The sequence below is a fragment of the Solibacillus sp. FSL K6-1554 genome (assembly GCF_038005185.1).
Classification (GTDB): Bacteria; Bacillota; Bacilli; order Bacillales_A; family Planococcaceae; genus Solibacillus; species Solibacillus silvestris.
Genome location: NZ_JBBOSS010000001.1, coordinates 2,525,789 through 2,551,465 on the forward strand (window position 1 = coordinate 2,525,789; position 25,677 = coordinate 2,551,465).

Genomic DNA, 25,677 nt, shown 5'->3' on the forward strand with positions numbered 1-25,677 from the left:
ATTACAGCCTATGTCTTTCCCTCTCTTTTCAGCATTGGCAACCGCTACTTGTTTGGTCATTGGCAATGTTACTTTTGTTAAATTAACACTAATCTTAATGATGTCATGACAAGTTGTCAACCATTTTCAAAAAAACGCTATATTTTTTGTCATAAATACTTTTATAATATAGGGGGATATAGTGAAAGGGTCATTTAAACAAAATAATTTTAAAAGGAGGAAACTATGAAAAAAAATAAAATAATAGTTGGTTTATCAATTTTATTATTGTTCACAGCGGTAATTCCGTATAATTTTTCCGCTCGCCCTGCTTATGCCAACGGGGAACCGTTGTATGTAAACGCGGAAATTTTATATTTACGTGAAGGTCCCGGTCTTTCTTATCCGATCATCGATACGTTAAAAGAAGGAACTGAGATCATTTCGATTGAAAAACAAGGTGATTGGCACCATGTTCAGGTCGGACAACAAGAAGGCTGGGTTGCGGCATGGCTTGTGAAAACAGCAAATGTGCAAAAAGACTCTTCATCAGACAAAACGGTCATTTCTCAAGTGGACTCCTTAAATGTTCGCGTAGCGCCATCATTATCCGCATCTGTGCTGACGAAAATCTCTTCCGGGACGGAAAGTAAATTTTTACAACAGGAACAGGATTGGATTCAAATTCAGTTCGGGGAAATGACAGGTTGGGTATTCGCAGAATATGTCACAGTAAAAGATGCAAAGTCGGAAACACCGGAATCTCCAACTGATAATGTGCAACAGGAACAATCAAATGAACCTATAGAGCAAATTGATCCGAATACATTTACCGTTAATGTAAGTGCCGTAAACATCCGAAAAAAACCTGATTTAACAGCAAAAAAATTAGGACTTGCATCGGAGGGCCAACAGTTTAAAGTGCTTAGCCGCGATCATAATTGGGTCGAGATTGAATATGAAAAAGGCAAAAAGGGTTGGATTTACAGCTTTTACGGAACTTTCACAAAACAATTGAAACAAAATCATTCATCTGAGAAAGAAGAAGCGAAAAACTTTGTCACGATTATTTATAACGGGACAAACTTAAGGGAATCCCCTTCTACTTCTTCAAATGTAGTCGTTATCGCAGATGCTGGTCATACATATCCGATAGTGGAAAGTGAAGGCGACTGGTTTAAAATCGCAGTAAAAGATCAACAGACTGCGTATGTCGCAAACTGGGTTGTAAGTAAAAACAATTCACAGGGAACTACATCCCAAAACAATACAAGTCAAGTAGCCGAGCGTAAACAGGGTACATTAAAAGGCCTAACAATCGTGCTGGATGCCGGTCATGGCGGTAATGACCGTGGTACTACCGGCGTTCGTGGAACCGACGAAAAAGATATTAATATTATTACAGCAGAAATGCTCCGTTCCAAATTACAGGCTGCCGGTGCAAATGTTGTCATGACACGGGAATCTGATATATTTGTCGACTTGCGAAAGCGTGTAGCAGTGTCGCATCAGGCAAGTGCCGATGCGTTTATCAGTATTCACTATGACGCAAATGAAGATAGTTCAGTGAGCGGCTTTACGACCTATTATACAAATGGTTACCAGCAAAAGCTTGCCGAATATGTTCATGAAGGCTTGGCATCAAAAGTTAACTTGAAGGACCGTGGACCGCGCTTCGGAAACTATTTAGTGCTACGTGAAAACCGGCAAAATGCTATATTGCTTGAGCTCGGTTATTTAAGTAATCCTTCTGAAGAACGGGCAATTACTACAGATTATTACCGGGAACAAGCAACACTGGGCATTTATCAAGGGTTATTAAACTATTTCGACGACCAGCTTGAATAAATTATTACCATTTTTAAATACGCTGGATCATAACCCAAAAATGCTATTTTTCTCTAAGAGAAAAATAGCATTTTTTTGCTGAGCGTTAAAAATTGATTTCCATTCCAGGTCGGACGCTTTCCGCGGGCGTGGCCTGAGCCTGTAGTCTCAGGCGTCACGCTATTCCCGCTGGAGTCGCCTCCCCTCCATTCCAATCAATTTTTATAAAATATCCGTTACTTAATAAAGGTTTCTTCTTTTTCTAACGGTACTTCTATTTATGATTCACCCTCTTTTTATACCTCGTTTTCCTTATCCATTATTCCTGAATGACTTGATATAAATAAAACATTTCATCTTTATTCACAATGCGTGGTACCGGGTACAGCGGGTTCGCTTCTTGTATAGCGCGCTCTACCATTAATGGCACATCACGGTTGATGATTCCTGTTATTTTTCGAGGGATGTTCATCTTTTCATTTAACACTTCAATCGCTTCAATAAATAACTCTGCCTTTTTTTCATCGCTGTCTGTTATTTTCCCGATTCCTACAATCGTCGCCAGTTCTGCTAATGGCTTAGCAGCGCTTTTGCCGTAAAATCGCAGGACATGCGGCAGGATAATCGCATTGGCAAATCCGTGCGGAACTTGATAGAAACCACCGAGTGTATGAGCAATGGCATGAACATAGCCTACATATGCCCGGGTAAATGCAAGTCCGGCCAAATAGGACGCACGCTGCATTTCCGTCCTTGCTTTCATATCTGTTCCCTCAACATAGGCGCGCTCTAAATACTTAAAAATAAGTATAACCGCCTCACGGGCATATTTTCTCGTTTCCTCTGTATTACTTTTTCCAATATAGGCTTCCACGGCATGTGTCAAAGCGTCCATTCCTGTCGTAGATGTAATATGCGGAGGCAAATTAATCGTTAATACCGGATCTAGTACAGCGTAATGCGGGACAAGCACCGGATCCATAATAGCGAATTTCTCATGTGTTTCACTATTTGATACGACTGCGGCTATCGTCCCTTCGCTTCCCGTTCCGGCCGTTGTCGGAATCGCAAAAAACGGCGGCATTTCTTTTCTTACTTTGAATAATCCCTTTAAATCAACCAGCGATTTATCGGGGCGTGCTATCCTTGCCGCAACTGCCTTAGCACAATCCATCGGTGACCCGCCGCCAAATGCTATAATGCCATCACAATTATTCGCATTATACAGTTCCAACGCTTCTTCAATATTTGTGAAAGTAGGATTTGGAACGGTTTTACTATAGACAACAAATGCAATATTTTGCTCCTGTAAGCCCTCCAATAACTTATCCATAAGCCCAAGTTTGTGAATTCCTTCATCTGTAATCACTAAAAGCATATTTAACTCTAAACTTTTCACAAGGTCCGGCAATTTTTCAAGGCTGTTTTCCCCTTGGAGTAATTCTGGCTTTCTCCAGTTCATAAGCTTCATACCGACACGCATTGAACTTTGGACGGTTCTACAATAGGCTGTATACATCGAACGAAACACTCCATTTCTCTCTATTTATGTATCCTTACTTTAATTATTCCGCACTCCCTTTTAAAATTCCTTGTGTGTAACAAAATTGGGCAAATTAAAAACGAACCCAAAACGGATTCGTTTCATTAATCGTTGGCAAAAAATACTTTGTCTGCAAAGGAAATCGGCTGTTTTTCAAAGGCGGTTTCGCTCATCGCGATGACCGCCAGATCGATATCAAGTTCCTGCATTTTTCCGGCAGCAACTTCTTGATTCAGTTTATGGAAATCGCTAAATTGATTATCCGTAATAATCATAAGATCCCGCTGATGGCCAATGTTGTCTTGGGTAAAAAGTTCAATCGCCTTGTCTATAGCCGGCATAATTTGAGCGTCTCCAGTTAAAAAATGCTGCAGAAATTGATCGAACATTTCAATTTCAAGTGTTCCATTTTTAAAAAGAAGTGGTTGAGCCGGTTTATTACTAAACGGAAGTATGATTAAATCACGCTTTTGGACAGCACATAAATTAAATAGCGGTAAAATGGTCCCTTTTGTAAAGGCTTCAACCCCCTGCATAGCGTCAGATTGCTGTAGGATGACTATCATGGGCGAATAAAGATTTTTCATCTCTTCAAAGGGCACATACAGTACATTGCCATCAATAACAGTCCGATCTTTCAGTAATTGCTTTTGTTGCTCAATCGGGAATAAATAATCTTTATCCTGTATTTTCGGCATCGTTGCTTCCACTTCTGCAATCATTTCTTCAAGTGCAATTGCAATTTCGATAACCTCTATAAATAATGGTTGTTTACCGAATTTCTCCAAAAACTGTTGCTGCTCATTTTCATCTAAAGCTTGAAAAGATGCATTACGATATAAAAAATGAAGAATTTCATCTGTTAATACAGTCTTATATTCATTTGTCATGTAAAACCCTCCATCTGTTTTCAAATCAATACCGATAGTATAGCGAAGATTAAAATTAAAAAGTAGTAATTTAAACTGTGGACGAATAACTAACTTTATAATCGTTTTTTCTGCATAAAAAAAAGCGGTATCACTAGGATACCGCACCACACATAAATGTATGTAATTATAATTTTTGAGTTAAACCGTGTAAAGTATCTTTTAAATCACGATCGTTGTCTGAAAGCTCAATTAGGTTTCCTAAACGTTCGTGTAAAATTGGACGTTCAATTACTAGTTGCTCATCTAAAACTTGAACCAATAATTCAAGAAGCATACGGTTTTGTACTAATAATGCTTCTTCCACTCGATCTGGGTTAATTTTATATTCTTTTACTTTTTTCGCCATTTGAAAATAGCCTCCCTTTTGTTTATACAACGTTATTTTAGCACACGGTTGTTTAATTTTGTGAAATTATTTCAATTTCAGCATTCGTTTGTGTTTTTCTGTATATCAGCGAGTTGAATCCAGAAAATCTCCGTATGGAAAAAATCAGTCTTTAGTAAAAATGTTATCCATTTCAGCCTAACGTTTAACAGCCGATTTTTTTTACCTTCTCTATAATTTTCTCATAGATTGGAATCATATGCGCTTCCGTACATTTTTCGGCAACTTCGTCCATTGCGATCCAACCGACTTCACTGTTTTCATCAAGTTTCGCTTTAAATGTCGCTTCATCTTCCACTTCAAATATATAAGTCACATTAAAATGTAAATGTGCTGCAACATATTTTCCGTTTTTCATATGACCGATAACCGGCAGGATATCAAGCGAAATAATATCGTCCTGTATTGCTTTTGCTTCTGTAAGACCTGCTTCTTCCATCAGCTCTTTTTTCGCTACATTAAATAAATCAGGATCGCCGTCTGCATGACCGCCCATCCAGCCCCATGAATTATAAATATTATGATGAGCCATCAGTACACGGGTGCGGTCGGGGTTGAATACAAAAGCTGAAGCAGTAAAATGCAGAACTTCATTATTTCTTGTCAGGACATCCGATAAACTAGCCATTGCACGTAAAATGATGTCTCGATCTTTTGCTTCCTGTTCATTGTAAGGTACATACAGTTCAATTTGTTCATGTAAGGTCATTTTAATCCTCCCTATCCTAATTCCTTTTTGTAGTGTAAGCGTTATAATTTTAGAAAAATATAGCGAAAAGGACGTGACCGTCAATTAATTGCGGCACACCTCCTTTTCTGTTACTTGATAATGCTTATTTTCATTTTAGGAAATGAGCGTTTTGACAACTTTTGAAATTGTCGCTCCGTCTGCTTTTCCATCAAGTAAAGGCTTTGCAATTTTCATTGCATCCCCCATATTCATGCCTGAAGTAATACCAGCTGCCTGAAGCTCAGCTGAAATTTCTTCCTCTGTTAACTGTTTTGGTAAGAAGCTTTTTAAAATGACTAATTTTGCTTCCTCTTTTTCGATTAAATCTGGACGGTCTGCTTGCTTTGCACCTTCTAGTGACTGGTTTGTCTGCTTAATTTCACGATTAATGACAGCAATTTCTTCCTGTGGCGTCAATTCCGCACCTTTTTCCTTTTCTGCAGAATCCAAAGCGGACTTCACTAAAGTTAATACTCCTTTAGCCAATACATCTTTGTTTTTCATCGCTTGCTTTAATTGGTCAAATACAATTGTTTTTAACATGCTGTCTACCCCTTTATACTTAAATAAGTACATGACTTATTTGAATTACCTTTATTGTACCATGTACCCTTTCAATACATAAATTATTCATGAACAAATTTGTTTGATTAAAGAAAAAAAGTATAGGAAGTCTCCTCCCTATACTTTTACATTTAATTATTCAGTTCATAATGCTTCCCTTTTACAAGGTAGAATAAATGCTCAGCTATATTTGTTGCGTGGTCTGCCGAACGTTCGATACAGCGGCATACGTATGATAAACTCGTCACTTGTGCCACTTGCTCATTGGAAACAGACAACTTCATTAAGTTACTCAGTATATTGCCTGTTAATTCGTCGACCTCATCATCCAGTTTTGCAATTTCTTTTGCCTTAGTTGTATTCTCCTCTAAAAAGGCGTCGACAATTTGGCGCAGCATTAAAATTGTTTTATGGAACATTTCCTCAATCAGCTCCACGCTCGTGACAAATGGTGTTTTTCCGATTCGAATCGTTTCCTTTGCGATATTGACCGCATGATCACCTATGCGCTCCATATCCGTTGCTGCTTTAATCACAACAATTAAACGGCGTAAATCTGTCGCAACAGGCTGTTGTTTTGCAATGAGTAAAATGACACGGTCATTGATTATTTCCTCCAACCGATTAATCTTCGGATCGGTATCAATAACTTGTAGCGCCAAATCAATATCCTTTTTTAAAAAAGCTTTAAAAGACTCCTGCAATGAATGAATACTTAAATCACACAGTTCCATTAAATCTTGCTGTACCGCTATTAGATCATGTTCAAAACGCTCGCGAATCATCGTTATCATTCTCCTTTTCTCATTATCCAAATCGACCGGAAATATAGTCTTCGGTGCGCTGATCTGACGGTGTCGAGAAAATGATATCTGTCTTATCAAACTCTACTACTTCCCCGTTCAGGAAGAAGGCCGTTTTGTCGGAAATACGTGCAGCCTGCTGCATATTATGTGTCACAATGACGATTGAATATTGTTCTTTCATCTGTTGTACAAGCTCTTCAACTTTTAATGTTGAAATTGGGTCAAGCGCTGAAGTCGGCTCATCCATTAAAATGACATCCGGTTCGATTGCCAAACAGCGTGCGATACAAATACGCTGCTGCTGACCGCCTGATAACCCATAAGCATTTTGATTTAAACGGTCTTTTACCTCATCCCAGATGGCTGCACCTCGCAGTGACTTTTCCACAATTTCATCCAGGATTTTCTTATTTTTAATTCCATGTATTCGTGGTCCGTATGCGATATTATCATAAATCGATTTTGGAAACGGATTCGGTTTTTGAAACACCATGCCGACCTTCGTGCGCAGTTCTTCCACTTCATAGCCGTTTGAAAAAATATTACGGCCGCGATAATTGATTTCTCCTGATGTCCTTACGATCGGCACAAGTTCTACCATACGGTTTAATGCTTTTATATATGTCGATTTCCCGCAGCCGGAAGGACCGATAATTGCCGTTACTTCGTTTTCCTTCATGTCTAAGTTGATATCTTTTAAAGCATGGTGATCCCCATACCATAAATTAAAATTATTGGACTGCATGACATTCGCTTGATTCTGTTCGATTCCCATTGCAGATTGACGCACATTATTTTTCGTTAATACTTGAACCATTCCATTTCACTCCTAATAACGTTTTTGGAATTTATTTCGAATAAAGATTGCAATGGAATTCATCGTTAATAAGAAAATCATTAATACGATAATTCCTGCTGAAGCCACATACTGGAACGCTTCCTGCGGACGTTTTGCCCAGTCGAAAATCTGCATCGGCAATGCGGTAAATGTATCGAGATATCCTGTTGGTAAAAACTGCAGAATGACTGGAATACCGATTACTACTAATGGTGCTGTTTCACCAATTGCTCGAGATAACGCTAAAATACTACCTGTTAAAATTCCCGGAATAGCTGCCGGCAGTACGACCCGAACAATCGTTTGCCATTTCGTAGCGCCCATTCCGTATGAAGCTTCGCGCTGTTCATTTGGTACCGAGCGGATCGCTTCTTGAGCCGCAACAATAATAACAGGCAATATGAGTAGACTCATCGTCAGTCCGGCTGCCAAAATACTTTTTTCAAAGCCAAACAGTCGAACGAAAATTGTTAATCCGAGTAAACCGAAAACTATGGAAGGAACCCCTGCCAAGTTAGAAATATTTATGCGGATAAAATCATTTAATTTGTTTTGCTTTGCATATTCCTCCAAATACAACGCTGTACTTACCCCTAAAATAATCGAGACAGGGGCAACAACGCTCATCAGCCATAATGATCCGACTAGTGCTGCTTTAATCCCTGCATTTTCGGGAATACGTGACGCGAAGTTTGTAATGAAATTCATATCTAAAAAACCAATTCCTTGCGACAAAATTCGGTATAGTAACATACCTAAAGAAACAAGGGCAAAACTTGTAGCAATAATGAAAATTATTTTCCACATTTTATTCGAATTGAGGCGTTTATTCATCCGCTTCATCACTAAATCTTCTTGTATATAGCGCATATTAATACTCCTCTCGGAAGCGTTTTGAAATGTAGGTTGCAAGCAAGTTCATTGCTAAAGTGAAAATAAACAATGTAAACCCTACTGCGTAAATTGAGTAGTAAATAGTTGTACCGTAACCGGCATCCCCTGTCGTTACTTGCACGATATAAGCAGTCATTGTTTGAATCGAATCAGTAAAGCCAAAGTCGAATTTTGGTGTAGATCCGCCTGCCAGTGAAACAATCATCGTCTCCCCTATTGCCCGGGAAATACCTAATACGACAGAAGCGACAATACCTGATAATGCGGCTGGCAGGACAACCTTAACTGCTACTTCGAATTTTGTCGCCCCTAACCCTAACGCACCTTCACGAATCGAACTTGGAACAGAGCTCATTGCATCTTCGGAAATGGATGTGATCATTGGCAGTATCATGATTCCGACAACAATCCCGGGGCTTATTGCATTAAATATTTTCAAATCGGGAATAATGGCCTGTAAAATCGGTGTAATAAATGTTAAGGCAAAGAACCCGTAAACAATTGTTGGTACACCTGCCAGTACTTCTAAAATCGGTTTAATAATTTTTCGTACACGTTCTGATGCATATTCACTTAAATAAATGGCAGCGCCCAAACCGAATGGTACTGCTACAATAATAGCAATCAGTGTTATTTTAAATGTCCCGAATATTAATGGTAATACTCCATACAATGGCTCCTTACCTGAGAATGGCAGCCATTCTGTACCAAATAAATAATCGGTAATCGACACTCGCGTGAAGAATTCAAATGTCTCAAATATTAGTGTAAATACAATCCCAAACGTCGTAAGAACCGAAATTGTTGCTGCTAAAAATAACCCGATTGGTACTAACTTTTCGATTACTTTCTTTCCTTTGCGATTGCGCGAACGCTCGATTAATTGTTGGACACTTACTTGCTCCTGTTGTTTAAGAGCCATGTGCGAAAACTCCTTCCAGTCATCTATATAAATAATCGGTCAATTTTCATCATTAAAAAACGTGTGGGGAGGCATGAGAGCCACCCCACACTATTAAACATCGTAATTATTTTAATCCTTCTAACTCTTTTAGAGCTTCTTCATACTTTTCATCCGGTAAGCTCACATACCCTACTACTTCTGCCATTTCACCAGCATTTTCAAGTGTGAATTTCATGAAGTCATATGTAGCTTCATTGTCTTTAAGTGCACTGTTTTTCACATAAACGAAAAGTGGTCGTGATAATGGTGAATATTCACCTGATTCGATTGTTTCGTTTGTCGGTTCCACACCGTCAACAGTTACAACTTGCAATTTATCTTTATTTTCCAGGTAGTATGCGTATCCGAAATAGCCGATTGCATTTTTATCTGCTGTTACACCTTGTACTAACACATTGTCATCTTCAGATAATGTTGCTGTTTTAACAATGTCTTCACCGTCTAAAATGACTTCATCAAAGTAATCATACGTACCTGAGTCAGAACCTGGTGAGTAGAATACAATTTCTTCATCCGGCCATGAAGGATCAATATCAGACCATTTTTTCGTAGAACCATCTTCAATCCAAATCTTCTTTAATTGATCAACTGTTAAATCTTTTGCCCAAGTATTTTCAGGGTGTACAACTACCGATAAACCGTCGTAAGCAAGTTCAAATTCTGTATATTCTACTCCTGCGTTTTTAAGCTCTTCCATTTCAGTATCTTTGATTGGACGAGAAGCGTTTGAGAAATCCGTTTCACCATTGATGAATTTTTCGAATCCGCCGCCTGTACCAGATACACCAACTGCTACGCGTACATCTTTTTGTACGCCCGCGTATTCTTCAACTAATGCTTCTGTAATTGGAGCAACTGTTGACGAACCATCGCCTACTACGTTACCTGTCAATTGTGCGCTGCCAGTTTCAGCTTGTTCAGTGTTTGTTTGTGCAGATGTTGATGTTTCATCATTATTTTCTTCTCCACCACATGCTCCTAAAAGAATTGCTGAACCTAGTAAAGCTGTTGATGTTAAGTACTGCCACTTTTTCATTTGTAATTCCTCCGCTTGTTTAATAGATGTTTTTCTTACAATTCCAACTATAGTCACAAATTGTTAAGCTTATATAATTCCGCAGTTAATTGAATGTAAAGCTTTGTAAATAAAAAAGACAATTTACAGGAGTTCCCGGCAAATTGTCTCATTTTCTTCTTATTGAATCTTTTTTACGCTTTTAATGTTAATAAGTTTAATAGGATGTTCTGTATAGGCTGCTTTTTCCTTTTTCGTCTTTACTTTATGTACATAAAGTAAAATGGTTTTCGCATCTTTTGGATGGGCATAGCCTTCGAACGTAGCATTATATAACACTGAACCGTCGCGCATTGTAACCGTCGCTTTTTTTGCGTCAACCAATTCTCGTAAAAAAGGATAGGCTTTAACATTCCGTTCGCGTTCGGCACGGACTAAACGGGGCTCCAATACAAGCAGGAGCCCTTCAAAAATAACAATATAGATTACCGACATTAAAATAATGAGCCATGCCGGCAAATCCATGAATGCTAGAATCGCTGCATTACTTAGGGCACCGATGATCACAACAATATGTATTATCTTCTTTCTCATTAAATCTTCTCCTAAAAATAATCCCGTAGTCAGAAACTACGGGATCATAATTTTATTCATTTACAGTTTCAACTTCTTCATCCTCATCCAGCTTTTCATCTGAATGCTTGATGATCGGTTTTTCTACTTTACTTGTAGATAAGCCCTCTTCTGCATATTTATTTTTCAGTTCAAAATAGGAATCTACTAATTCACGTGCTGTCAAATTCGCCTGTGGTAAATAGTTATTTGTAAAGTTTGTTGTTGCCCATGGAAAAATGACTGCATAAGCAATTTCAGGATCATCAAATGGTGCGTAGCCTACATGGACAATATTGATCGTGTTAGTTTTCCATTTATCACGCTGCGGTCCATAGTAAACTACCTCGGCTGTACCCGTTTTACCAGCAGCTGTATAATCTGCAGTTTCAAACTGACGGCGGGCAGAACCATTTGCACCGAAGTAAACTCGGCGCAGACCTTCTTGTACATGTTCAATTTCTCCTTGGCTGTTTTCGATTTTGTTTAAAATTTTAGGTGCCACTTCTTCCACAACTTGCCCTAAATACTCGCCATCTTTAGAAGGGTTGCGTATTTCTTTTAACATGCGTGGTTGAATGCGGTAACCACCGTTTGCAATCGTTGAAATATATTGTGCCAATTGCATCGTTGTATACGTATCAAACTGGCCGATCGCCAAGTTTAATAGTTTTACATCGGTATCCGGGTCTGCCTGATAGCCTGTCGATTCTCCAGGAAGGTCGATTCCCGTTGGCACACCAAGTCCAAACTGAGCATACTCATTTCGCATTGTTTGCAATGTACCCGAAGCTAAACTAAAGCGCATTCCTGGTGAATACGTACGGCCGCCAATACCCATCGCAATTTTGAACATATAAACGTTTGATGAACGTTCCAATGCCGTTAAATCATCCAGCATGACACTACCAGTCTTATTGAATAAAGTATTCAGTGTAATATTCCCGATTCGCATTGGTGAATCGAGCATAACCGTCCCCGGTTTAATAACTCCCTCATTGTAGCCCATTAAAACGGTTGCTGCTTTTACAGTTGACCCTGCTTCATATGCTGAAGTGAATGTACCGTAAGAATAGTCAACAATATAAGGTTTGCCAGTGTCTTTATCTTTTTCTATTTTCTTGCCGACTACAGATAATAGCTCTCCGGTTTTTGGACTCATTGCAACTAAAAATCCGCGGTCCAATAATTGAGAACCACCTTTAGCTTTTAATTCCAATAAATACTTCTCCAAAATTTCATCAGCTTTTTGCTGCAGTTCCACATCGATTGTTGTTACTAAATCTTTGCCGGGCTCCCCTGCGAAAGTCGTCATCGTTTCAACTACTTGGCCCTTTTTATTCGTTATGTTTTTAACGACTGATTTTTCACCTTGCAAAATTTCTTCATACTGTGCTTCAAAATAACTTTCCCCAACACGGTCGTTCCGAGAATAATCACGTGCTAAATAAAAATCCAGTTTCGATTTAGGTACACCTTTGCTTGGTACCGTTGTTCGACCTAAAATCGCTAATGGAGATAATCGTACGCGTTTCCAATCGGTTGTCGTATTCACACCAGGCAGATCCGCCAATTGTTCTGAAACGCGAGCAAATTCTTCCGGTGTAACATTCTCACCTTTAATAATTTGCGGTGATAAATTATAGCCCGTCATCATTTCACGGTAAATCGCGAGAACTTCCAGGTCAAAGTCGGTAAGCTGTTCCAGTTCTTCATCTGTAATTCGATCCCGAATCCGTCGATCATACTCTTTATTGATTTCCTTCGTTTCTAATTCTTCATTTTCAAGTTGGAATTTCGTCATTTCCTTTTGTGTTACTTTTTCTTTTGCTTTTTCCGGATTCCGTAAAATCCAGAAATCTAATTTATCGCGCTGTGTTACTTTTTCTGTCGGCTGCTCGATGAGATTTGCAAGTTTTTCTGCAATTTCAAGCATTTCAGCGGATTTTGTTGTTTGCATTTTTGTATACGTAATCGCATTTTCAGGCTGATTATCAACTAAAATACGACCATAACGGTCAAAAATACGGCCACGGGGCACACTAGTATTTACCCGCACTTCCTCTGTACGCTCTAATGCACGCACATAATCTTCACCTTTTACAATTTGTATATATCCTAGACGAAATATTAGTACTGAGAACAAAACAAATATTGAAAAGAAAAGGATATTCATCCGAAAAGTTAAACTTGCCCGTTGCTTTGCCTTCGGATTTTGCTGGCGATTTTGCGTAATTTTGCGCAAAGAACTCTTCCCCTTCCTTACTTTATGTATCGTGTACATGAATGTATAGTCATAGCTTTTAGTATAACACTGAAAACTCCATGAAAAAAGAGTTCAGATTTTTATTATTCATCTTTTAGACGGCTTTACTTTTATAAAGTTTCACAAAAAAGAAGCTTCACGAAAATTACGTGGAGCTTCGTCATCTTTTTAGGAATTTCTTACAACAAGAACGTCACAGCGGGCATTTCTTAATATCCCTTCCGATACAGACCCAAGGAAAAGGCGGGCTAATTCCCCTTTTCCGGTTACACCGCAAATAATTAAATCAATTTCTTCCTGCTGAGGGATATCACGTGCAATGACGTGCTTAGGCGTTCCGTATTCAATAAGTTTTTTTATATTTACCAAGCCTGACTGCTGGGCTTTTTTTTCATAACTATCTAACAAATCCTTTTTATTATTCGTAATTTTTTCCGCCATATCAAAGTTATAGCCTTCTGAAAATGCAAAGGAACGGGTATCAATTACATGAACAATATACAGCTTACTTCCGACATTATTGAGTACAACTTGCACAGCTCTTCTAAAAGCAATCAGCGACTCATTCGTTTCATCCACGGCAACTAGTATATTTTTGTACGTCATGCTCATTTATTCCTCACCTCTCTTTACTTTATTCACAAGTAGCTTAGTTTAGGTGTACTTACGACTATATAAGGAAGAATAAAATATACAAAAAAGCTCTGCAACCGAAGTTACAAAGCCTTTTAGAAAATATAATTATTAAGCTGGACTACCTGCATCTTGTTCCGTTCACTGGAACCATGCAAGATGTCGAGCAATAAGACAGGACGAACAAGGAAATGTCCGCTCGTTTGTCCTTCTTTATTTATTTCTGTATTTCATTTTCATAGGCAGTAATCCACTGCTCTACCGACATTTTTTTGCTCAGTTCCCCGATCAGTTCATAGGGGATATGTTTTGTCGAGGTCCAGCGAATACAGCTTTTCCCCATATTTAGTTTTGTTGGAACCGCTTCGGCATAGGCTTCCTGAAACCATTTGAGAAGTTCAGGATTACTGTAGATGCCCATATGATAAAGGCCAATATGGCGCTTTTGTGGAGCAAGGGCCAAAAACGGTAATGGTGTGTTTCGTGTTACATGATACCCTTTTGGATAGGTTGTTAATGGTACATTATATGTGATCATATTCCTATCAATTGACTTTTCAAACCCTGGCGGCAAGTTCTCATCAATCGCCTCCATTAATTTGATAAAAGCACCGTGCCACTTCTCATCAATTTGTGCAATAAATTCATCAATCATCCACTGCCGCACCCCAATTCTATTTACTATTTTGAGCGTAGCAGATAACTGTAAAAAAATACATAAAAAAACGCATGGAAGTAATGAACTTCTCATGCGTTTTACGTTTAAAATATTTTGTACCTGCCGCTTCGCTTTCGGTACAGAAATAATTAAATTTGAATGTGCAAATTTAATTATTTTGCAGCTTGGAACTTAGCTTCTACTACGTCCCAGTTCACTACGTTCCAGAATGCACCGATGTAGTCTGGACGACGGTTTTGGTAGTTTAAGTAGTAAGCGTGCTCCCAAACGTCTAAGCCTAGAATTGGTGTTTTACCTTCCATTACTGGAGAGTCTTGGTTTGGAGTTGAAGTAACAGCTACACCGTCACCTTCAACGATTAACCAAGCCCAACCTGAACCGAAACGAGTTGTTGCAGCTTTTGCAAATTCTTCTTTGAAAGCGTCGAATGAACCGAATTTTGCATCGATTGCAGCAGCTACTTCACCTACTGGAGTGTTAGAACCGCCTGGAGCGATTAATTCCCAGAATAATGTGTGGTTAGCATGTCCGCCACCGTTGTTACGTACAGCAGTTTGTTTGTCAGCTGGTAAAGCATCGATGTTAGCGATTAACTCGTTGATGTCTTTGTCAGCGTATTCAGTACCTTCTACTGCTGCGTTTAAGTTTGTTACGTAAGTATTGTGGTGTTTAGAATGGTGAATTTCCATTGTTTTTGCATCGATATGTGGTTCCAATGCGTCGTAAGCGTAAGTTAATTCTGGTAATTTGAATGCCATGATAATATTCCTCCCTGGAACAAGTAATTAATGTTGATTACAGTACTAGGTTATCAAAAAATGATTGCTCATTCAATGAAAAAAACAGTAATATTTGCATTTCAGTCTTTTGACGGAAAGGCTGCGGATTACTCGTCTCACCTGTGTTTGTAATCTTTCCTCTATTAGTGTAAGCGATACCCGATCGATTTTACAAATATTTGCTCCCCATCAATTAAATCTACTTCAATTAATAAAAGAAACTAAATAGCAATAAAAAACAAGACAATCATAATGACTTGAATAATACCTTTCGTTACCACCGATGTTAAAAATCCGACAACTGAACCAACGCCAACTTTAATCGCCTGCTGTAGATTGCTTCGTGTCACAATTAACTCGCCAATGATGGCACCGATAAATGGTCCTGCGATAATTCCGGCAAACGGTATAACAAATGGCCCGATCAATAAACCAATCGTACTTCCCCACATCCCTGCTTTTGATCCGCCGAATTTTTTCACTCCAATTAGGTTCGAGATCGTGTCTGCCGCAAATAACAGTGCAACAAATAATAACTCAATTAACCAGAACCACCACGGCAATTCGGTAAAACTGTAAAATAGCCCATAAACGATAAACCCGCCCAACAAAAATAAGACAGATGGGATAATTGGATATACTAAACCGATAAACGCAATAACAAACAGCGCTATAATAAGTGTCCATGCAATAATGTCCAACCATTTCACATCCTTTCAAATTTTCTTCTTATTATGTGTTCACAGATTATACGTAATAAACAAAGAAAAGATTCAATTTTCTATTCCGAGTTCAAATCGAATTTTTTTCATGTTACACTACCTTTGTAAAGGAGCAACCAACAATGAAAATTTCACATATGCAGTTACTTATACATAGTTTAACAAGCCCTAAAAAACTGGGCGCCTATCGAATTCTATCAATTGGAAAAGTGATGCAGTATGCCTTTTTAATGATTACCCTTATTACCGCTTTTTCATTCGGCCAATTTATCAATACAGGGACAGCCGAAATTTTCGGTTATTCGGAAATTGAACAGTATGCACAAAATATTCAATGGATTGTTTACCCGATTGCCATTGTATTTTTATTCGTACTAAATACGTCGATCTATTTTATTAAGGTAAGTTTATATGCACTTGCAGGTTTGTTTTTCGTTAGGCCGATGAGACGACGCGGTGAATATCGGCAAGTATGGCGAACAGCTGTTTTTGCAAGTACATGGGGAACATTTCTAACGATGTTCGGAAATCTGTTTATCCTCTCTCAAACTGTAGTCACGCTTAGCAGTATTTTTATTACGATGCTCTTTATAATCGTTGCCTTAACAAAATATCCGGTACAAAAATAATAAATTCTCCTTATGAATCATATAGTTTAACAATCTATTAACGAGTTAAATTGTAGAGAGATAAGGAGGATTTTATTGCGCTTTTTAATAGCTTCCATTGTGCTTTTGTTGTTTGCGTTTGTCATTAAAGTAGATTTACAGGAAGGTACGCTCCCATTAGCATCCTTTTATGCTGCTCCTCAATCATGTGAGGAAGCGGAAAAAGAAAGCTATGTAGTCGTAAAAATCCAGCAGGACGATACAATTTACAGCCTATTCTCAGCAACTCCCTCGCCTATTAAAACCACTTTTCCTGAAAGACTTGCCCAATTTTATCAACTTAACCCGCATTTGAATTTACAGCCACTTGTACCAGGAGATACTGTCCTCATCCCAATCATCTCGAACGTGAAGGAAAATTGTCTAAATTGAATTCATAATGTTTCTTCCTTGTTCTTCTTTTCATACACTGATAAAATAAGGAACAGTGACGGCTTACATATCGTTATATCTATATAGGTGATATAACCACATTAAAAGCCTGAAAAGGAGAGAATTTTTCATGAGTGAAATCGTTCACCGTACGAAAACACGTCCTGTGCGTGTCGGTAACTTAACAATTGGTGGTAATAACGAAGTCGTAATCCAAAGTATGTGTACGACGAAAACACATGATGTAGAAGCAACAGTTGCCGAAATTAAACGTTTAGAAGAGGCAGGTTGTCAGATCGTACGTATTGCAGTACCGGATGAGCGTGCTGCAAATGCAATACCTGAAATAAAAAAACAAATTAATATCCCATTAGTAGCGGATATTCACTTTGATTACAAATTAGCACTAAAAGCCATTGAAGGTGGCATCGATAAAGTACGTATCAACCCGGGTAACATCGGGCGCCGCGAAAAAGTAGAGGCAGTTGTAAATGCCGCAAAAGCAAAAGGTATTCCGATTCGTATCGGTGTTAACGCTGGTTCTTTAGAGCGCCATATCCTCGAAAAATACGGCTACCCTACTGCAGATGGAATGGTAGAATCTGCATTGCACCACATTAAAATTTTAGAAGACTTGGATTTCCATGACATTATTGTTTCGATGAAAGCATCGGACGTAAACTTGGCTATTGAAGCATATGAGAAAGCTGCACAAGCATTCAATTATCCACTGCATTTAGGAATTACAGAATCAGGTACATTATTTGCCGGTACTGTTAAATCAGCTGCCGGTTTAGGTGCGATTTTATCTAAAGGGATCGGGAATACATTACGTATTTCATTATCTGCAGATCCAGTGGAAGAAATTAAAGTAGCTCGTGAATTATTAAAATCATTTGGCTTGGCATCAAACATGGCGACATTGATTTCATGTCCGACTTGCGGCCGTATCGAAATTGATTTAATTTCGATTGCCAACGAAGTAGAAGAATATATTTCTAAACTGAATGTTCCGTTAAAAGTAGCCGTTTTAGGCTGTGCGGTAAACGGTCCTGGAGAAGCACGTGAAGCGGATATCGGTATTGCCGGTGCACGTGGCGAAGGGCTGTTATTCATGAAAGGTAAAACAGTTCGTAAAGTTCCTGAAGAAACAATGGTGGAAGAACTGAAGAAAGAAATCGATAAATTAGCTGCTGAAATGGTTGCAAAGCGCGAAGCAGAAATAAATGCAAGCGTGTAAAGAAATGAGGTAATGGAAATGACAAACTTAAAACATCGGTTCGGCATTGATATTGATGGGACTGTCACATGTCCTGCTACATTAATTCCACATATTAATAAACAATACAATATTAATATGACGCTACAAGATGTAACGGAATATGATTTTTTAAGTGGCTTTCCACACCCTGTAGACCGCGCACAGTTTCAGGCCTGGTTTAAAGAAAATGAGCCACGAATGTATGAAGTAAGTGAGCTTGCTGCAGATGCACATCGCATTTTAACAGCATGGCAAAACCAGTATGAGCTTTATTATATTTCTGCGCGTGGAGAAAATGTTTTCGATATTACAAAAAACTGGTTTGATCAATTTAAAGTACCTTATGACCATATCGAATGTATCGGCAGTCATAACAAAATTGCCATCGCAAAAAAGCATGGAGTAGAAGCTTTTTTCGAAGACAAACATGATAATGCAGTGGAAATTGCCGAAGAGCTTAAAATTCCTGTCATTTTATTTGATACACCGTACAATCAAATGTCCGTACCGAATAACGTCATTCGCGTTAGTAATTGGGTAGAAGCAAACGATTGGATTCTTAAAAACTTTTAGTTGTACAAAACCAATTCTACAATAACCAAAAGGGTCAACTCAGCAATAATCATGCTGGGTTAACCCTTTAATTTTGTATTAAAAAATACTGCCACATTCCGTAATTGTTGTCGCCAAGTCTTCGCGGTAATTTTCATGCTGCAAGCTCAGGCTGTTTACATTGACTTCGTTTCCTCCTAGCGAGGAATGGATATACTCATTATTACCAATATACATCGCTACATGGCCAGGGAAGAAAATTAGATCCCCCGGCTTTAAATTTTCGCGTTCTATCTTTCTTAACGGGAAACCTTCCACTATTTTCGCATCTCGGAAAATATAGACGCCATTCAGCATATAGGCCATCGAAACAAGTCCTGAACAGTCAATGCCTAAAGGTGTTTTACCGCCCCAGCGGTATGGAGTTCCCATATAGCGAAAAGCCGTTTCCACAACTTGCTTGCGAAATAAAGCTTCATTTGCCGTATATACTTTAACTCGATCCTGGATCCAGGCTGACCGTACATACCCTTCTTCCCCTGTAACAAGCTGCACTTTTGCCCAAGCTGTATCAAGTCCTGCTTCCAGTACAACTTTTATAAAAGCACCCCGCGTCAATGTCATGATGTTTTCACTTTGTATTTTAGGGGCTGCAAGAACATCGGCAAAGCTTTGAATAACGACATCATTCGCTTCATATACCCAGTTTACAGTAGGTTCACTTCCAATATGCAAGTTGGATTTTAATGTATAGCCTTCGTAACGGTAAAAAGTAAGGATTTTGACCCAAGTTTCATCAATTTCTTCCTGTACCTCGACCGGCATCCCATACAACACCTCATCGATTAATTCAGAATGCGTGTCAGGTTCTGCATGTAAACTCGCAATTTTTGTTTTCACTACGGCATTCAATCGGTTCCCTCCTCCTGTTTTGTAAAATGCTCATAGACAATTTTAGAAATAGCACCAATCGTTTGTCTCGCTTTATCATTATCGGTCACTTCTGTAATGAATACCCCGATAAAATAATCGCGAACTTCTAAAAATACAATTCCTGTGTCATGATCCACAGTATCGAGACCGCCTGTTTTATGGGCCATCTTCACATCGTCTGCGATATAGCGTTTGAGTGATTCGTGACTGCGCTGTCTGCTTAATATATCAAGTGCAACTGCATTCCATTCACTTGTAAGAAGCGTACCTCTATAAATTTTCCGGAAAAGCTGCTGCATATCCTGTGCTGTTGTTACATTATCAAAGCCGAGCTTTTGACGTTCAAAATCCATCATCTTCCGCTGGACCCGAGTATTATGTAAGCCGATTTCATTAAAATAGTCATTGAATGCGTCCATCCCTAATAGATCGATACATACGTTTGTTGCTGTGTTGTCACTCGTAATCGTCATCCAAAGTAACAGTTCATGCAGTGTTGCTCGTATTTGCTTCTGCTCTGTAATGACACTGAAATCGACCATGTTTTCCGGCGCAATTTTGAAAACCTGATTTAAAATGCCGTTCGTTTTTTGCAAATGAGCTAAAATAGCAATGAGAATCGGCACTTTGATTATACTTGCACTGCTGAAGATTTCCTCAGCCCGATTTTTCCAGACGATTTCGTTCGTTTTGTAGTCTTCGACAATGACATGGACTTTATACGGGCATTGTGCAATGATGCGATCAAGTTGTTTATGCATTGTACTAACCTACAACCTGAATCGATCTATTCGTTGCATCGATCGTTACGGTTTTACCAAGCGGCAATGACATCGTCGGCAGCACATGACCACATGTTACATCTTTTATTATGGGAATATTCAATGGCACTAAAATTTCTTCAAATACAGCATCCAAACTTAAATTATTTTCTTCATTATTTATATCCATTGGCCCACAATCCGTCCAACCACCCAGCAAAATACCTGACAGCTGCTGGAGTTTCCCTGACAATGCAAGCTGTGTAAGCATTCGGTCGATCCGTTGTACATTCTCATCTATGTCTTCCAAAAATAGAATTTTCCCGTTCAGATCAATCTCGTATGGTGTCCCCAGAGATGCGTTGACAAGTGTTAAATTGCCTCCCACTAATTCACCAGTAGCCGTACCAGGAACAACGGTGTTCATATACTGGCCTTCCGCATTTTCCAGGAAATAATCACTCCATCCGGTATTGGTGACACTGTTGATAAAATACGTCCATGTATAGTCATCCATTTCAGGACGAATAAATTCTGTTGACGGCATCGGTGTATGGTACGTTACAAATCCACAGTGTTGATTGAATACAATATGCAGTGCTGTAACATCACTGTAGCCTGCAAATACTTTCGGGTTTTCTTTAATCATTTCCAGATCAAGCACTGGTAAAATCCTTGTCGCTCCATAGCCCCCGCGAATACAAAAAATACCGTCTATTTCAGGGTTGCGGAACATGTCATTCAGTTCTTTTGCACGCAGATTATCACTGCCTCCAAAATAACCGTGTCGCGCTCTGCACGTTTCTCCTACTACTACACGGAAACCCAACTTCTCCACTGCCTGGATTGCAAGCTCGATACGGTGTTCCGGTGTTGCTCCGGATGCACTGATTAATGCTACCGTATCCCCTTTTTTCAGTGACTTCGGAATTATCATTGCCATCGTCTACACTCCACTTCCGGCAAGCACCGCCCGATACTGTGCCTGCTCTTCTTGATTGGCCAATACGAAATGTCCCTCTTCAATTTCAACAAATTCAGGTGGATCCATTTCATACTGATGGACAGTCGGATCATATACTTGCAGCTTTTTTCTTCGTTCCTTTAGCGGATTCGGTTCTGGAACGGCTGACAGCAATGCTTTCGTATATGGATGCAGCGGATTGTTGAACAGCTTTTCCGTTTCACCCAGTTCAACGATTTTCCCTTTATAAATGACCGCCGTACGATCTGTAATAAAGCGGACAATTGACAGGTCATGAGCGATAAATAAATAGGTCAACTCACGATGTTCCTGTAAGCTGGACAATAAATTCAATACTTGAGCTCTAATGGAGACGTCCAGTGCAGATATCGGTTCATCCGCTACGATAAATTCCGGTTCCATGACGAGCGCTCTGGCAATACCGATCCGTTGACGCTGTCCGCCAGAAAACTCATGCGGGAAACGTGAGGCAAATTCCGGCAGCAGTCCGACTTCCAGTAATGCTTTTTTTACTTTATCTATCCGCTCCTGTTCATTGCCGTACCTTTTATTATTAATCAGGCCTTCCGAAACAATATAGTCAACCTTTGCCCGCTCATTTAAAGAAGCACCGGGGTCCTGGAAAATCATTTGAATCTTTTGGGTAATTTCATGATCCCAAGCGCTGGTAATACGACCATTGATCGGTTTACCATGGAACAGAATTTCTCCGTTAGTTATCGGATTAATGCGCATAATCGCACGGCCGATCGTTGTTTTTCCTGAACCGGATTCTCCAACAAGCCCGAATGTTTCACCTTTATATATATCGAAGCTCACATCATCTACTGCTTTGAACTGCTTTTTCCCTTGTCCAAAAACGATATCAATATTTTTCACTTCAATGAGTTTTTCTTTACTGTTTTTAGTCATTTGCATATTGTCTCCCTTCTGCAAAAAAAGCTTGCAACACTTCAGGGGGTTCTACTTTCGGTGCTTTTGGATCAAGGAGCCATGTGCGTGCATAATGGGTATCCGTCACTTTGAAAAAAGGCGGACGTTCAACGAAGTCGATTTTCAGTGCATATTGATTCCTCGGCGCAAACGCATCGCCCTTGATTTCTTTAAATAAATTCGGCGGTGTTCCTTTGATTGAATATAATTCCTCGCCCTTATTTCCCAATTGAGGGAGTGAAGAAATTAAAGCCCATGTATACGGATGTTTTGCATCGAAAAATACTTCCTCAGTTTGTCCAACTTCAATAATATCCCCGGCATACATAACTGCAATCCGGTCCGCGACTTTTGCAACAACTCCCAAATCATGGGTAATATATATTGTCGACAGCAAATATTTCTCCTGTAAATTGGTTAACAGCTGCAATATTTGTGCCTGGATCGTTACATCGAGTGCAGTTGTCGGCTCATCACATATCAAAATTTGCGGGTTGCAGGCAACAGCGATCGCTATCACAATGCGCTGACGCATACCGCCGGAAAATTCATGCGGGTATTGCTTATAGCGGCGTGCAACATCATGAATTCCTACATCACGCAACAGCTGTAATGTTTTTTCATATGCATCATTTCCTTTTAACCCTTGATGCAGCACAACGCTTTCCTCAATTTGTTTTCCGATAGTTTTCAGCGGATTAAGGGAGGTCATCGGGTCTTGTGTAACCATTGCGATTTTTTTGCCGCGAACTTTCAGCCAATCCGCCTCTGTTTTAAATTTCGATAAATCATGGCCGTCAAAGTGAATTTGTCCATCTGCAATATAGCCGTTTTTATCAAGCAGACCCATAATTGATTTTACTAATACTGATTTCCCTGAACCTGATTCCCCTACAATTGCAAGACTTTCCCCTTTATATAAATCGAGCGAAATATCACGGATAGCCGTCAAAGTTTGTCCACGCAGTTTAAATTTTATGACTAGATTTTCGATGGATAATATTTTTTCCTGTTCCATATAACGCCCTCCTCTTTAAACGTGATTTTTCGGATCTGCCGCATCGGCAAAAGCATTCCCGATAATATAAAAGGCAATCGTTATGACACTCAGCACGATACTTGGGAAAATTAGCTGATAACGTAAATCCGGTGACATCATCAATACTCTTCCTTCGTTGATCAGATTTCCTAATGATGGCTCACTTACCGGCAATCCGAGGCCGATATAAGTTAAAAATACTTCCGCACCAATTGCTGCTGGCACTGCTAAACTCATTCGCAGCATAATGACCGAAATTAAATATGGGAGCAGATTTTTCAGTATAATTTTATAGCCGGGTGTTCCTAATGTTTTAGAAGCCAGATTGTACTCCCGGTCACGCAGTATGACAATCTGGTTTCGCAGGAAGCGAGCCATTTCAACCCAACCGGTTATACACATGGCAATAATAATCGTCGATACGCCAGGTCGCAAAATATACGCCATTAAGATCAGCACAATCGTTGTCGGAATATTATCCACGATATTGTAAAGCTGGGTGATCGGTGCCTCGAGTTTTCGAGAATAGCCCCATAACGCACCAACTGTAAAACCGATCAGCACTTCAATAATCGCTACAGCAAAACCGATAAATAAGGATGTCCTTGTCCCTTCCCAAATTCTGGACCATAAATCCTGACCGATGGAGTTTGTCCCAAAAATATATTCATCATTTGGAGCAACATTCCGGTCCTGCATTCCAGTGTCCGGATTCAAATAAATTTGAGTCGGTGATTTTTGATCTGGTAAATAAGGTTGGACGAATGTAAATGCGATCAATACGATGACAAATACAAGTAAAAAAACAGCAATTTTATTTTTACTAAAGGAGCGGAAGGTCGAACGCCAATAAGAATAATTGGAATAAGCTGTTTCTTCCGCTTTTGCATCATCGACAGCGGCAAAGTCAAACATCTGATCATGCAGCTGTTCTGTTGATTTTTCCGAAATATTCTGAATCTCTTTCGTGAAAATTCCCATTAGCGTACACTGTCCCCTTTCCCTAGTTTAATTCGAGGGTCAACAATTGCCATCAGTAAGTCCCCTAAAATTAATCCAATAATCCCTAGTGAAGAAAATACAAGCACTAAACCTTGTACGACATTGTTGTCCTGGCGCTGAATCGCATCTACAAGCAATCCACCCATACCTGGAATCGAAAATAATGATTCAATATAAATCGAACCGGTAATCGTAAATAAAATTGTTGCCGGTAAATATTGAGCCATTGGTATAAAGGCATTTCTCATCACATGGCGGAACATAATCGTACGCTCTGTCACACCTTTTGCCCGTGCCAGCTTAATATAATCCTTGTTCAGCTCATCCACCATATAGCGTCGCATCCACATTGCATATGACGCAATCGGACCAAGCGCCAAACAGATTAACGGTAAAATAAAACTCCGTGGATTGTATTCATCAAACAGCATCGGCAAGTTGAACCATTCTGAAATATACATTTGAATCATGAGGAAATACACCATCGCCGGTACTGCTACAACAATAACAATATAGCCTGTGCCGAGCCGGTCGAGCCAGCGCCCTTTAAACTGGGCCATTAAAATGCCCAACGGTACCCCAACTAATAATGAGAGTGCTACAGCCCCTAATCCAAACAAAATGGAATACATCATTTTATCTTGAATAATGTCAAGTACTGGTACATCTGTACGGTATGTAATCGATTTCCCTAAGTCGCCTTGAATAAGGTTAACGTAGAAGTTTTTTAATTGGACTAATAACGGATCCCGTAAGCCAAGATTTGTTAAATAGATTTCCTGTTGTTCAGGCGACATTTTTTCTGCTGCTGCGCCTAGATAGCCTTCGTCAGGCATTAATCGTAACAGGGAGAAAACTATTGTAATGATGATGAATAACGTCAATATGGATTGCGCGAATCGTTTCGCAATATACTTTACCAAACACGTTCCCTCCTCAGTAATCAATTCCTCGGCGTATTGACGTCCGGATCGGTTTGTCGCTAGCGCCCTATACTTATTGA

Annotated in this window: 28 protein-coding genes and 1 other annotated feature (1 of these 29 running past the window's edge); of the genes, 5 read left to right on the top strand and 23 right to left on the bottom strand. The window is 39.4% G+C overall.

All coding sequences use genetic code 11. The features are described from left to right. Positions 1 to 69 (bottom strand) — a binding site (T-box leader) (it extends 166 nt beyond the left edge of the window). Between the two features lie 156 nt (positions 70 to 225). Next, entirely contained in the window at positions 226 to 1,827 is a 1,602-nt protein-coding gene (locus MHB58_RS12585; protein WP_340735356.1) for an N-acetylmuramoyl-L-alanine amidase, read from the top strand. A 298-nt stretch (positions 1,828 to 2,125) separates the two neighbouring features. Here the strand turns inward: MHB58_RS12585 and MHB58_RS12590 are convergent, their stop codons facing one another. The 16 genes from MHB58_RS12590 to MHB58_RS12665 form a co-directional block, all read right to left on the bottom strand. Then, positions 2,126 to 3,325 carry an iron-containing alcohol dehydrogenase gene (locus MHB58_RS12590; protein ID WP_014823414.1) on the bottom strand — a complete coding sequence of 400 codons (1,200 nt, stop codon included), beginning with the start codon at positions 3,323 to 3,325 and terminating at the stop codon, positions 2,126 to 2,128. Between the two features lie 128 nt (positions 3,326 to 3,453). Further along, entirely contained in the window at positions 3,454 to 4,239 is a 786-nt protein-coding gene (locus MHB58_RS12595) for a vWA domain-containing protein (protein ID WP_340735357.1), read from the bottom strand. A 166-nt stretch (positions 4,240 to 4,405) separates the two neighbouring features. Next, positions 4,406 to 4,627: a hypothetical protein gene (locus tag MHB58_RS12600; RefSeq protein ID WP_008408555.1), complete on the bottom strand. Its 222-nt coding sequence runs from the start codon at positions 4,625 to 4,627 to the stop codon at positions 4,406 to 4,408. 184 nt (positions 4,628 to 4,811) lie between these two features. After that, positions 4,812 to 5,375 (bottom strand): NUDIX hydrolase, encoded by a 564-nt coding sequence (locus MHB58_RS12605; protein WP_339262408.1) that lies wholly within the window; start codon positions 5,373 to 5,375, stop codon positions 4,812 to 4,814. Between the two features lie 135 nt (positions 5,376 to 5,510). Continuing rightward, positions 5,511 to 5,939 carry a GatB/YqeY domain-containing protein gene (locus MHB58_RS12610; RefSeq protein WP_008408559.1) on the bottom strand — a complete coding sequence of 143 codons (429 nt, stop codon included), beginning with the start codon at positions 5,937 to 5,939 and terminating at the stop codon, positions 5,511 to 5,513. A gap of 152 nt (positions 5,940 to 6,091) precedes the next feature. After that, on the bottom strand, positions 6,092 to 6,745 hold the full coding sequence (gene phoU, locus MHB58_RS12615; RefSeq protein ID WP_340735358.1) for a phosphate signaling complex protein PhoU: 654 nt from the start codon (positions 6,743 to 6,745) through the stop codon (positions 6,092 to 6,094). 22 nt (positions 6,746 to 6,767) lie between these two features. After that, entirely contained in the window at positions 6,768 to 7,541 is a 774-nt protein-coding gene (gene pstB, locus MHB58_RS12620) for a phosphate ABC transporter ATP-binding protein PstB (protein WP_231918655.1), read from the bottom strand. Positions 7,542 to 7,595: 54 nt separating this feature from the next. Next, complete coding sequence (gene pstA / locus MHB58_RS12625; protein ID WP_008408564.1) at positions 7,596 to 8,474, bottom strand: phosphate ABC transporter permease PstA; 879 nt, start codon at positions 8,472 to 8,474, stop codon at positions 7,596 to 7,598. 1 nt (position 8,475) lies between these two features. After that, the gene (gene pstC / locus MHB58_RS12630) at positions 8,476 to 9,420 is read right to left on the bottom strand and encodes a phosphate ABC transporter permease subunit PstC (RefSeq protein WP_340735359.1); all 945 of its coding nucleotides are present in this window, start codon (positions 9,418 to 9,420) and stop codon (positions 8,476 to 8,478) included. 106 nt (positions 9,421 to 9,526) lie between these two features. Further along, complete coding sequence (locus MHB58_RS12635; protein WP_008408567.1) at positions 9,527 to 10,498, bottom strand: PstS family phosphate ABC transporter substrate-binding protein; 972 nt, start codon at positions 10,496 to 10,498, stop codon at positions 9,527 to 9,529. 159 nt (positions 10,499 to 10,657) lie between these two features. Then, positions 10,658 to 11,071, bottom strand: coding sequence for a response regulator (locus MHB58_RS12640; RefSeq protein ID WP_065215652.1), 414 nt, complete (start codon positions 11,069 to 11,071; stop codon positions 10,658 to 10,660). Between the two features lie 52 nt (positions 11,072 to 11,123). After that, positions 11,124 to 13,334, bottom strand: coding sequence for a peptidoglycan D,D-transpeptidase FtsI family protein (locus MHB58_RS12645; RefSeq protein WP_065215651.1), 2,211 nt, complete (start codon positions 13,332 to 13,334; stop codon positions 11,124 to 11,126). 189 nt (positions 13,335 to 13,523) lie between these two features. Beyond that, complete coding sequence (locus tag MHB58_RS12650; protein WP_340735360.1) at positions 13,524 to 13,967, bottom strand: universal stress protein; 444 nt, start codon at positions 13,965 to 13,967, stop codon at positions 13,524 to 13,526. Between the two features lie 238 nt (positions 13,968 to 14,205). Beyond that, the gene (locus tag MHB58_RS12655; RefSeq protein ID WP_340735361.1) at positions 14,206 to 14,643 is read right to left on the bottom strand and encodes a DUF1801 domain-containing protein; all 438 of its coding nucleotides are present in this window, start codon (positions 14,641 to 14,643) and stop codon (positions 14,206 to 14,208) included. 176 nt (positions 14,644 to 14,819) lie between these two features. Continuing rightward, positions 14,820 to 15,425 carry a superoxide dismutase gene (locus MHB58_RS12660; RefSeq protein ID WP_340735362.1) on the bottom strand — a complete coding sequence of 202 codons (606 nt, stop codon included), beginning with the start codon at positions 15,423 to 15,425 and terminating at the stop codon, positions 14,820 to 14,822. A gap of 242 nt (positions 15,426 to 15,667) precedes the next feature. Beyond that, complete coding sequence (locus tag MHB58_RS12665) at positions 15,668 to 16,147, bottom strand: DUF456 domain-containing protein (protein ID WP_340735363.1); 480 nt, start codon at positions 16,145 to 16,147, stop codon at positions 15,668 to 15,670. 143 nt (positions 16,148 to 16,290) lie between these two features. Here MHB58_RS12665 and MHB58_RS12670 point away from each other — a divergent pair, with 143 nt between their 5' ends. The 4 genes from MHB58_RS12670 to MHB58_RS12685 all read left to right on the top strand — a co-directional run bounded on the left by MHB58_RS12670 (position 16,291) and on the right by MHB58_RS12685 (position 19,042). After that, positions 16,291 to 16,797: a DUF1189 family protein gene (locus MHB58_RS12670; protein WP_014823405.1), complete on the top strand. Its 507-nt coding sequence runs from the start codon at positions 16,291 to 16,293 to the stop codon at positions 16,795 to 16,797. A 75-nt stretch (positions 16,798 to 16,872) separates the two neighbouring features. Beyond that, positions 16,873 to 17,208, top strand: coding sequence for a hypothetical protein (locus MHB58_RS12675; protein WP_008408576.1), 336 nt, complete (start codon positions 16,873 to 16,875; stop codon positions 17,206 to 17,208). A gap of 130 nt (positions 17,209 to 17,338) precedes the next feature. Continuing rightward, complete coding sequence (gene ispG / locus MHB58_RS12680; protein ID WP_008408577.1) at positions 17,339 to 18,448, top strand: flavodoxin-dependent (E)-4-hydroxy-3-methylbut-2-enyl-diphosphate synthase; 1,110 nt, start codon at positions 17,339 to 17,341, stop codon at positions 18,446 to 18,448. Positions 18,449 to 18,466: 18 nt separating this feature from the next. Next, complete coding sequence (locus MHB58_RS12685) at positions 18,467 to 19,042, top strand: 5' nucleotidase, NT5C type (RefSeq protein ID WP_008408578.1); 576 nt, start codon at positions 18,467 to 18,469, stop codon at positions 19,040 to 19,042. 78 nt (positions 19,043 to 19,120) lie between these two features. Here the strand turns inward: MHB58_RS12685 and MHB58_RS12690 are convergent, their stop codons facing one another. The 7 genes from MHB58_RS12690 to MHB58_RS12720 are packed head-to-tail and all read right to left on the bottom strand — an operon-like array spanning position 19,121 to position 25,597. Beyond that, the gene (locus tag MHB58_RS12690; protein ID WP_340735364.1) at positions 19,121 to 19,933 is read right to left on the bottom strand and encodes a C40 family peptidase; all 813 of its coding nucleotides are present in this window, start codon (positions 19,931 to 19,933) and stop codon (positions 19,121 to 19,123) included. Continuing rightward, positions 19,930 to 20,715 carry a serine hydrolase gene (locus MHB58_RS12695; RefSeq protein ID WP_340735365.1) on the bottom strand — a complete coding sequence of 262 codons (786 nt, stop codon included), beginning with the start codon at positions 20,713 to 20,715 and terminating at the stop codon, positions 19,930 to 19,932. The genes MHB58_RS12690 and MHB58_RS12695 overlap by 4 nt, the downstream gene beginning before the upstream one ends. A gap of 4 nt (positions 20,716 to 20,719) precedes the next feature. Then, on the bottom strand, positions 20,720 to 21,658 hold the full coding sequence (locus MHB58_RS12700; protein ID WP_340735366.1) for a S66 peptidase family protein: 939 nt from the start codon (positions 21,656 to 21,658) through the stop codon (positions 20,720 to 20,722). A gap of 3 nt (positions 21,659 to 21,661) precedes the next feature. Further along, on the bottom strand, positions 21,662 to 22,612 hold the full coding sequence (locus tag MHB58_RS12705) for an oligopeptide/dipeptide ABC transporter ATP-binding protein (protein ID WP_014823401.1): 951 nt from the start codon (positions 22,610 to 22,612) through the stop codon (positions 21,662 to 21,664). Further along, complete coding sequence (locus tag MHB58_RS12710; RefSeq protein ID WP_008407551.1) at positions 22,605 to 23,651, bottom strand: ABC transporter ATP-binding protein; 1,047 nt, start codon at positions 23,649 to 23,651, stop codon at positions 22,605 to 22,607. The genes MHB58_RS12705 and MHB58_RS12710 overlap by 8 nt, the downstream gene beginning before the upstream one ends. A 15-nt stretch (positions 23,652 to 23,666) precedes the next feature. Beyond that, positions 23,667 to 24,653 (bottom strand): ABC transporter permease, encoded by a 987-nt coding sequence (locus tag MHB58_RS12715; protein ID WP_008407552.1) that lies wholly within the window; start codon positions 24,651 to 24,653, stop codon positions 23,667 to 23,669. Beyond that, entirely contained in the window at positions 24,653 to 25,597 is a 945-nt protein-coding gene (locus MHB58_RS12720) for an ABC transporter permease (RefSeq protein WP_039967316.1), read from the bottom strand. The genes MHB58_RS12715 and MHB58_RS12720 overlap by 1 nt, the downstream gene beginning before the upstream one ends. Between the last annotated feature and the right edge of the window lie 80 nt (positions 25,598 to 25,677).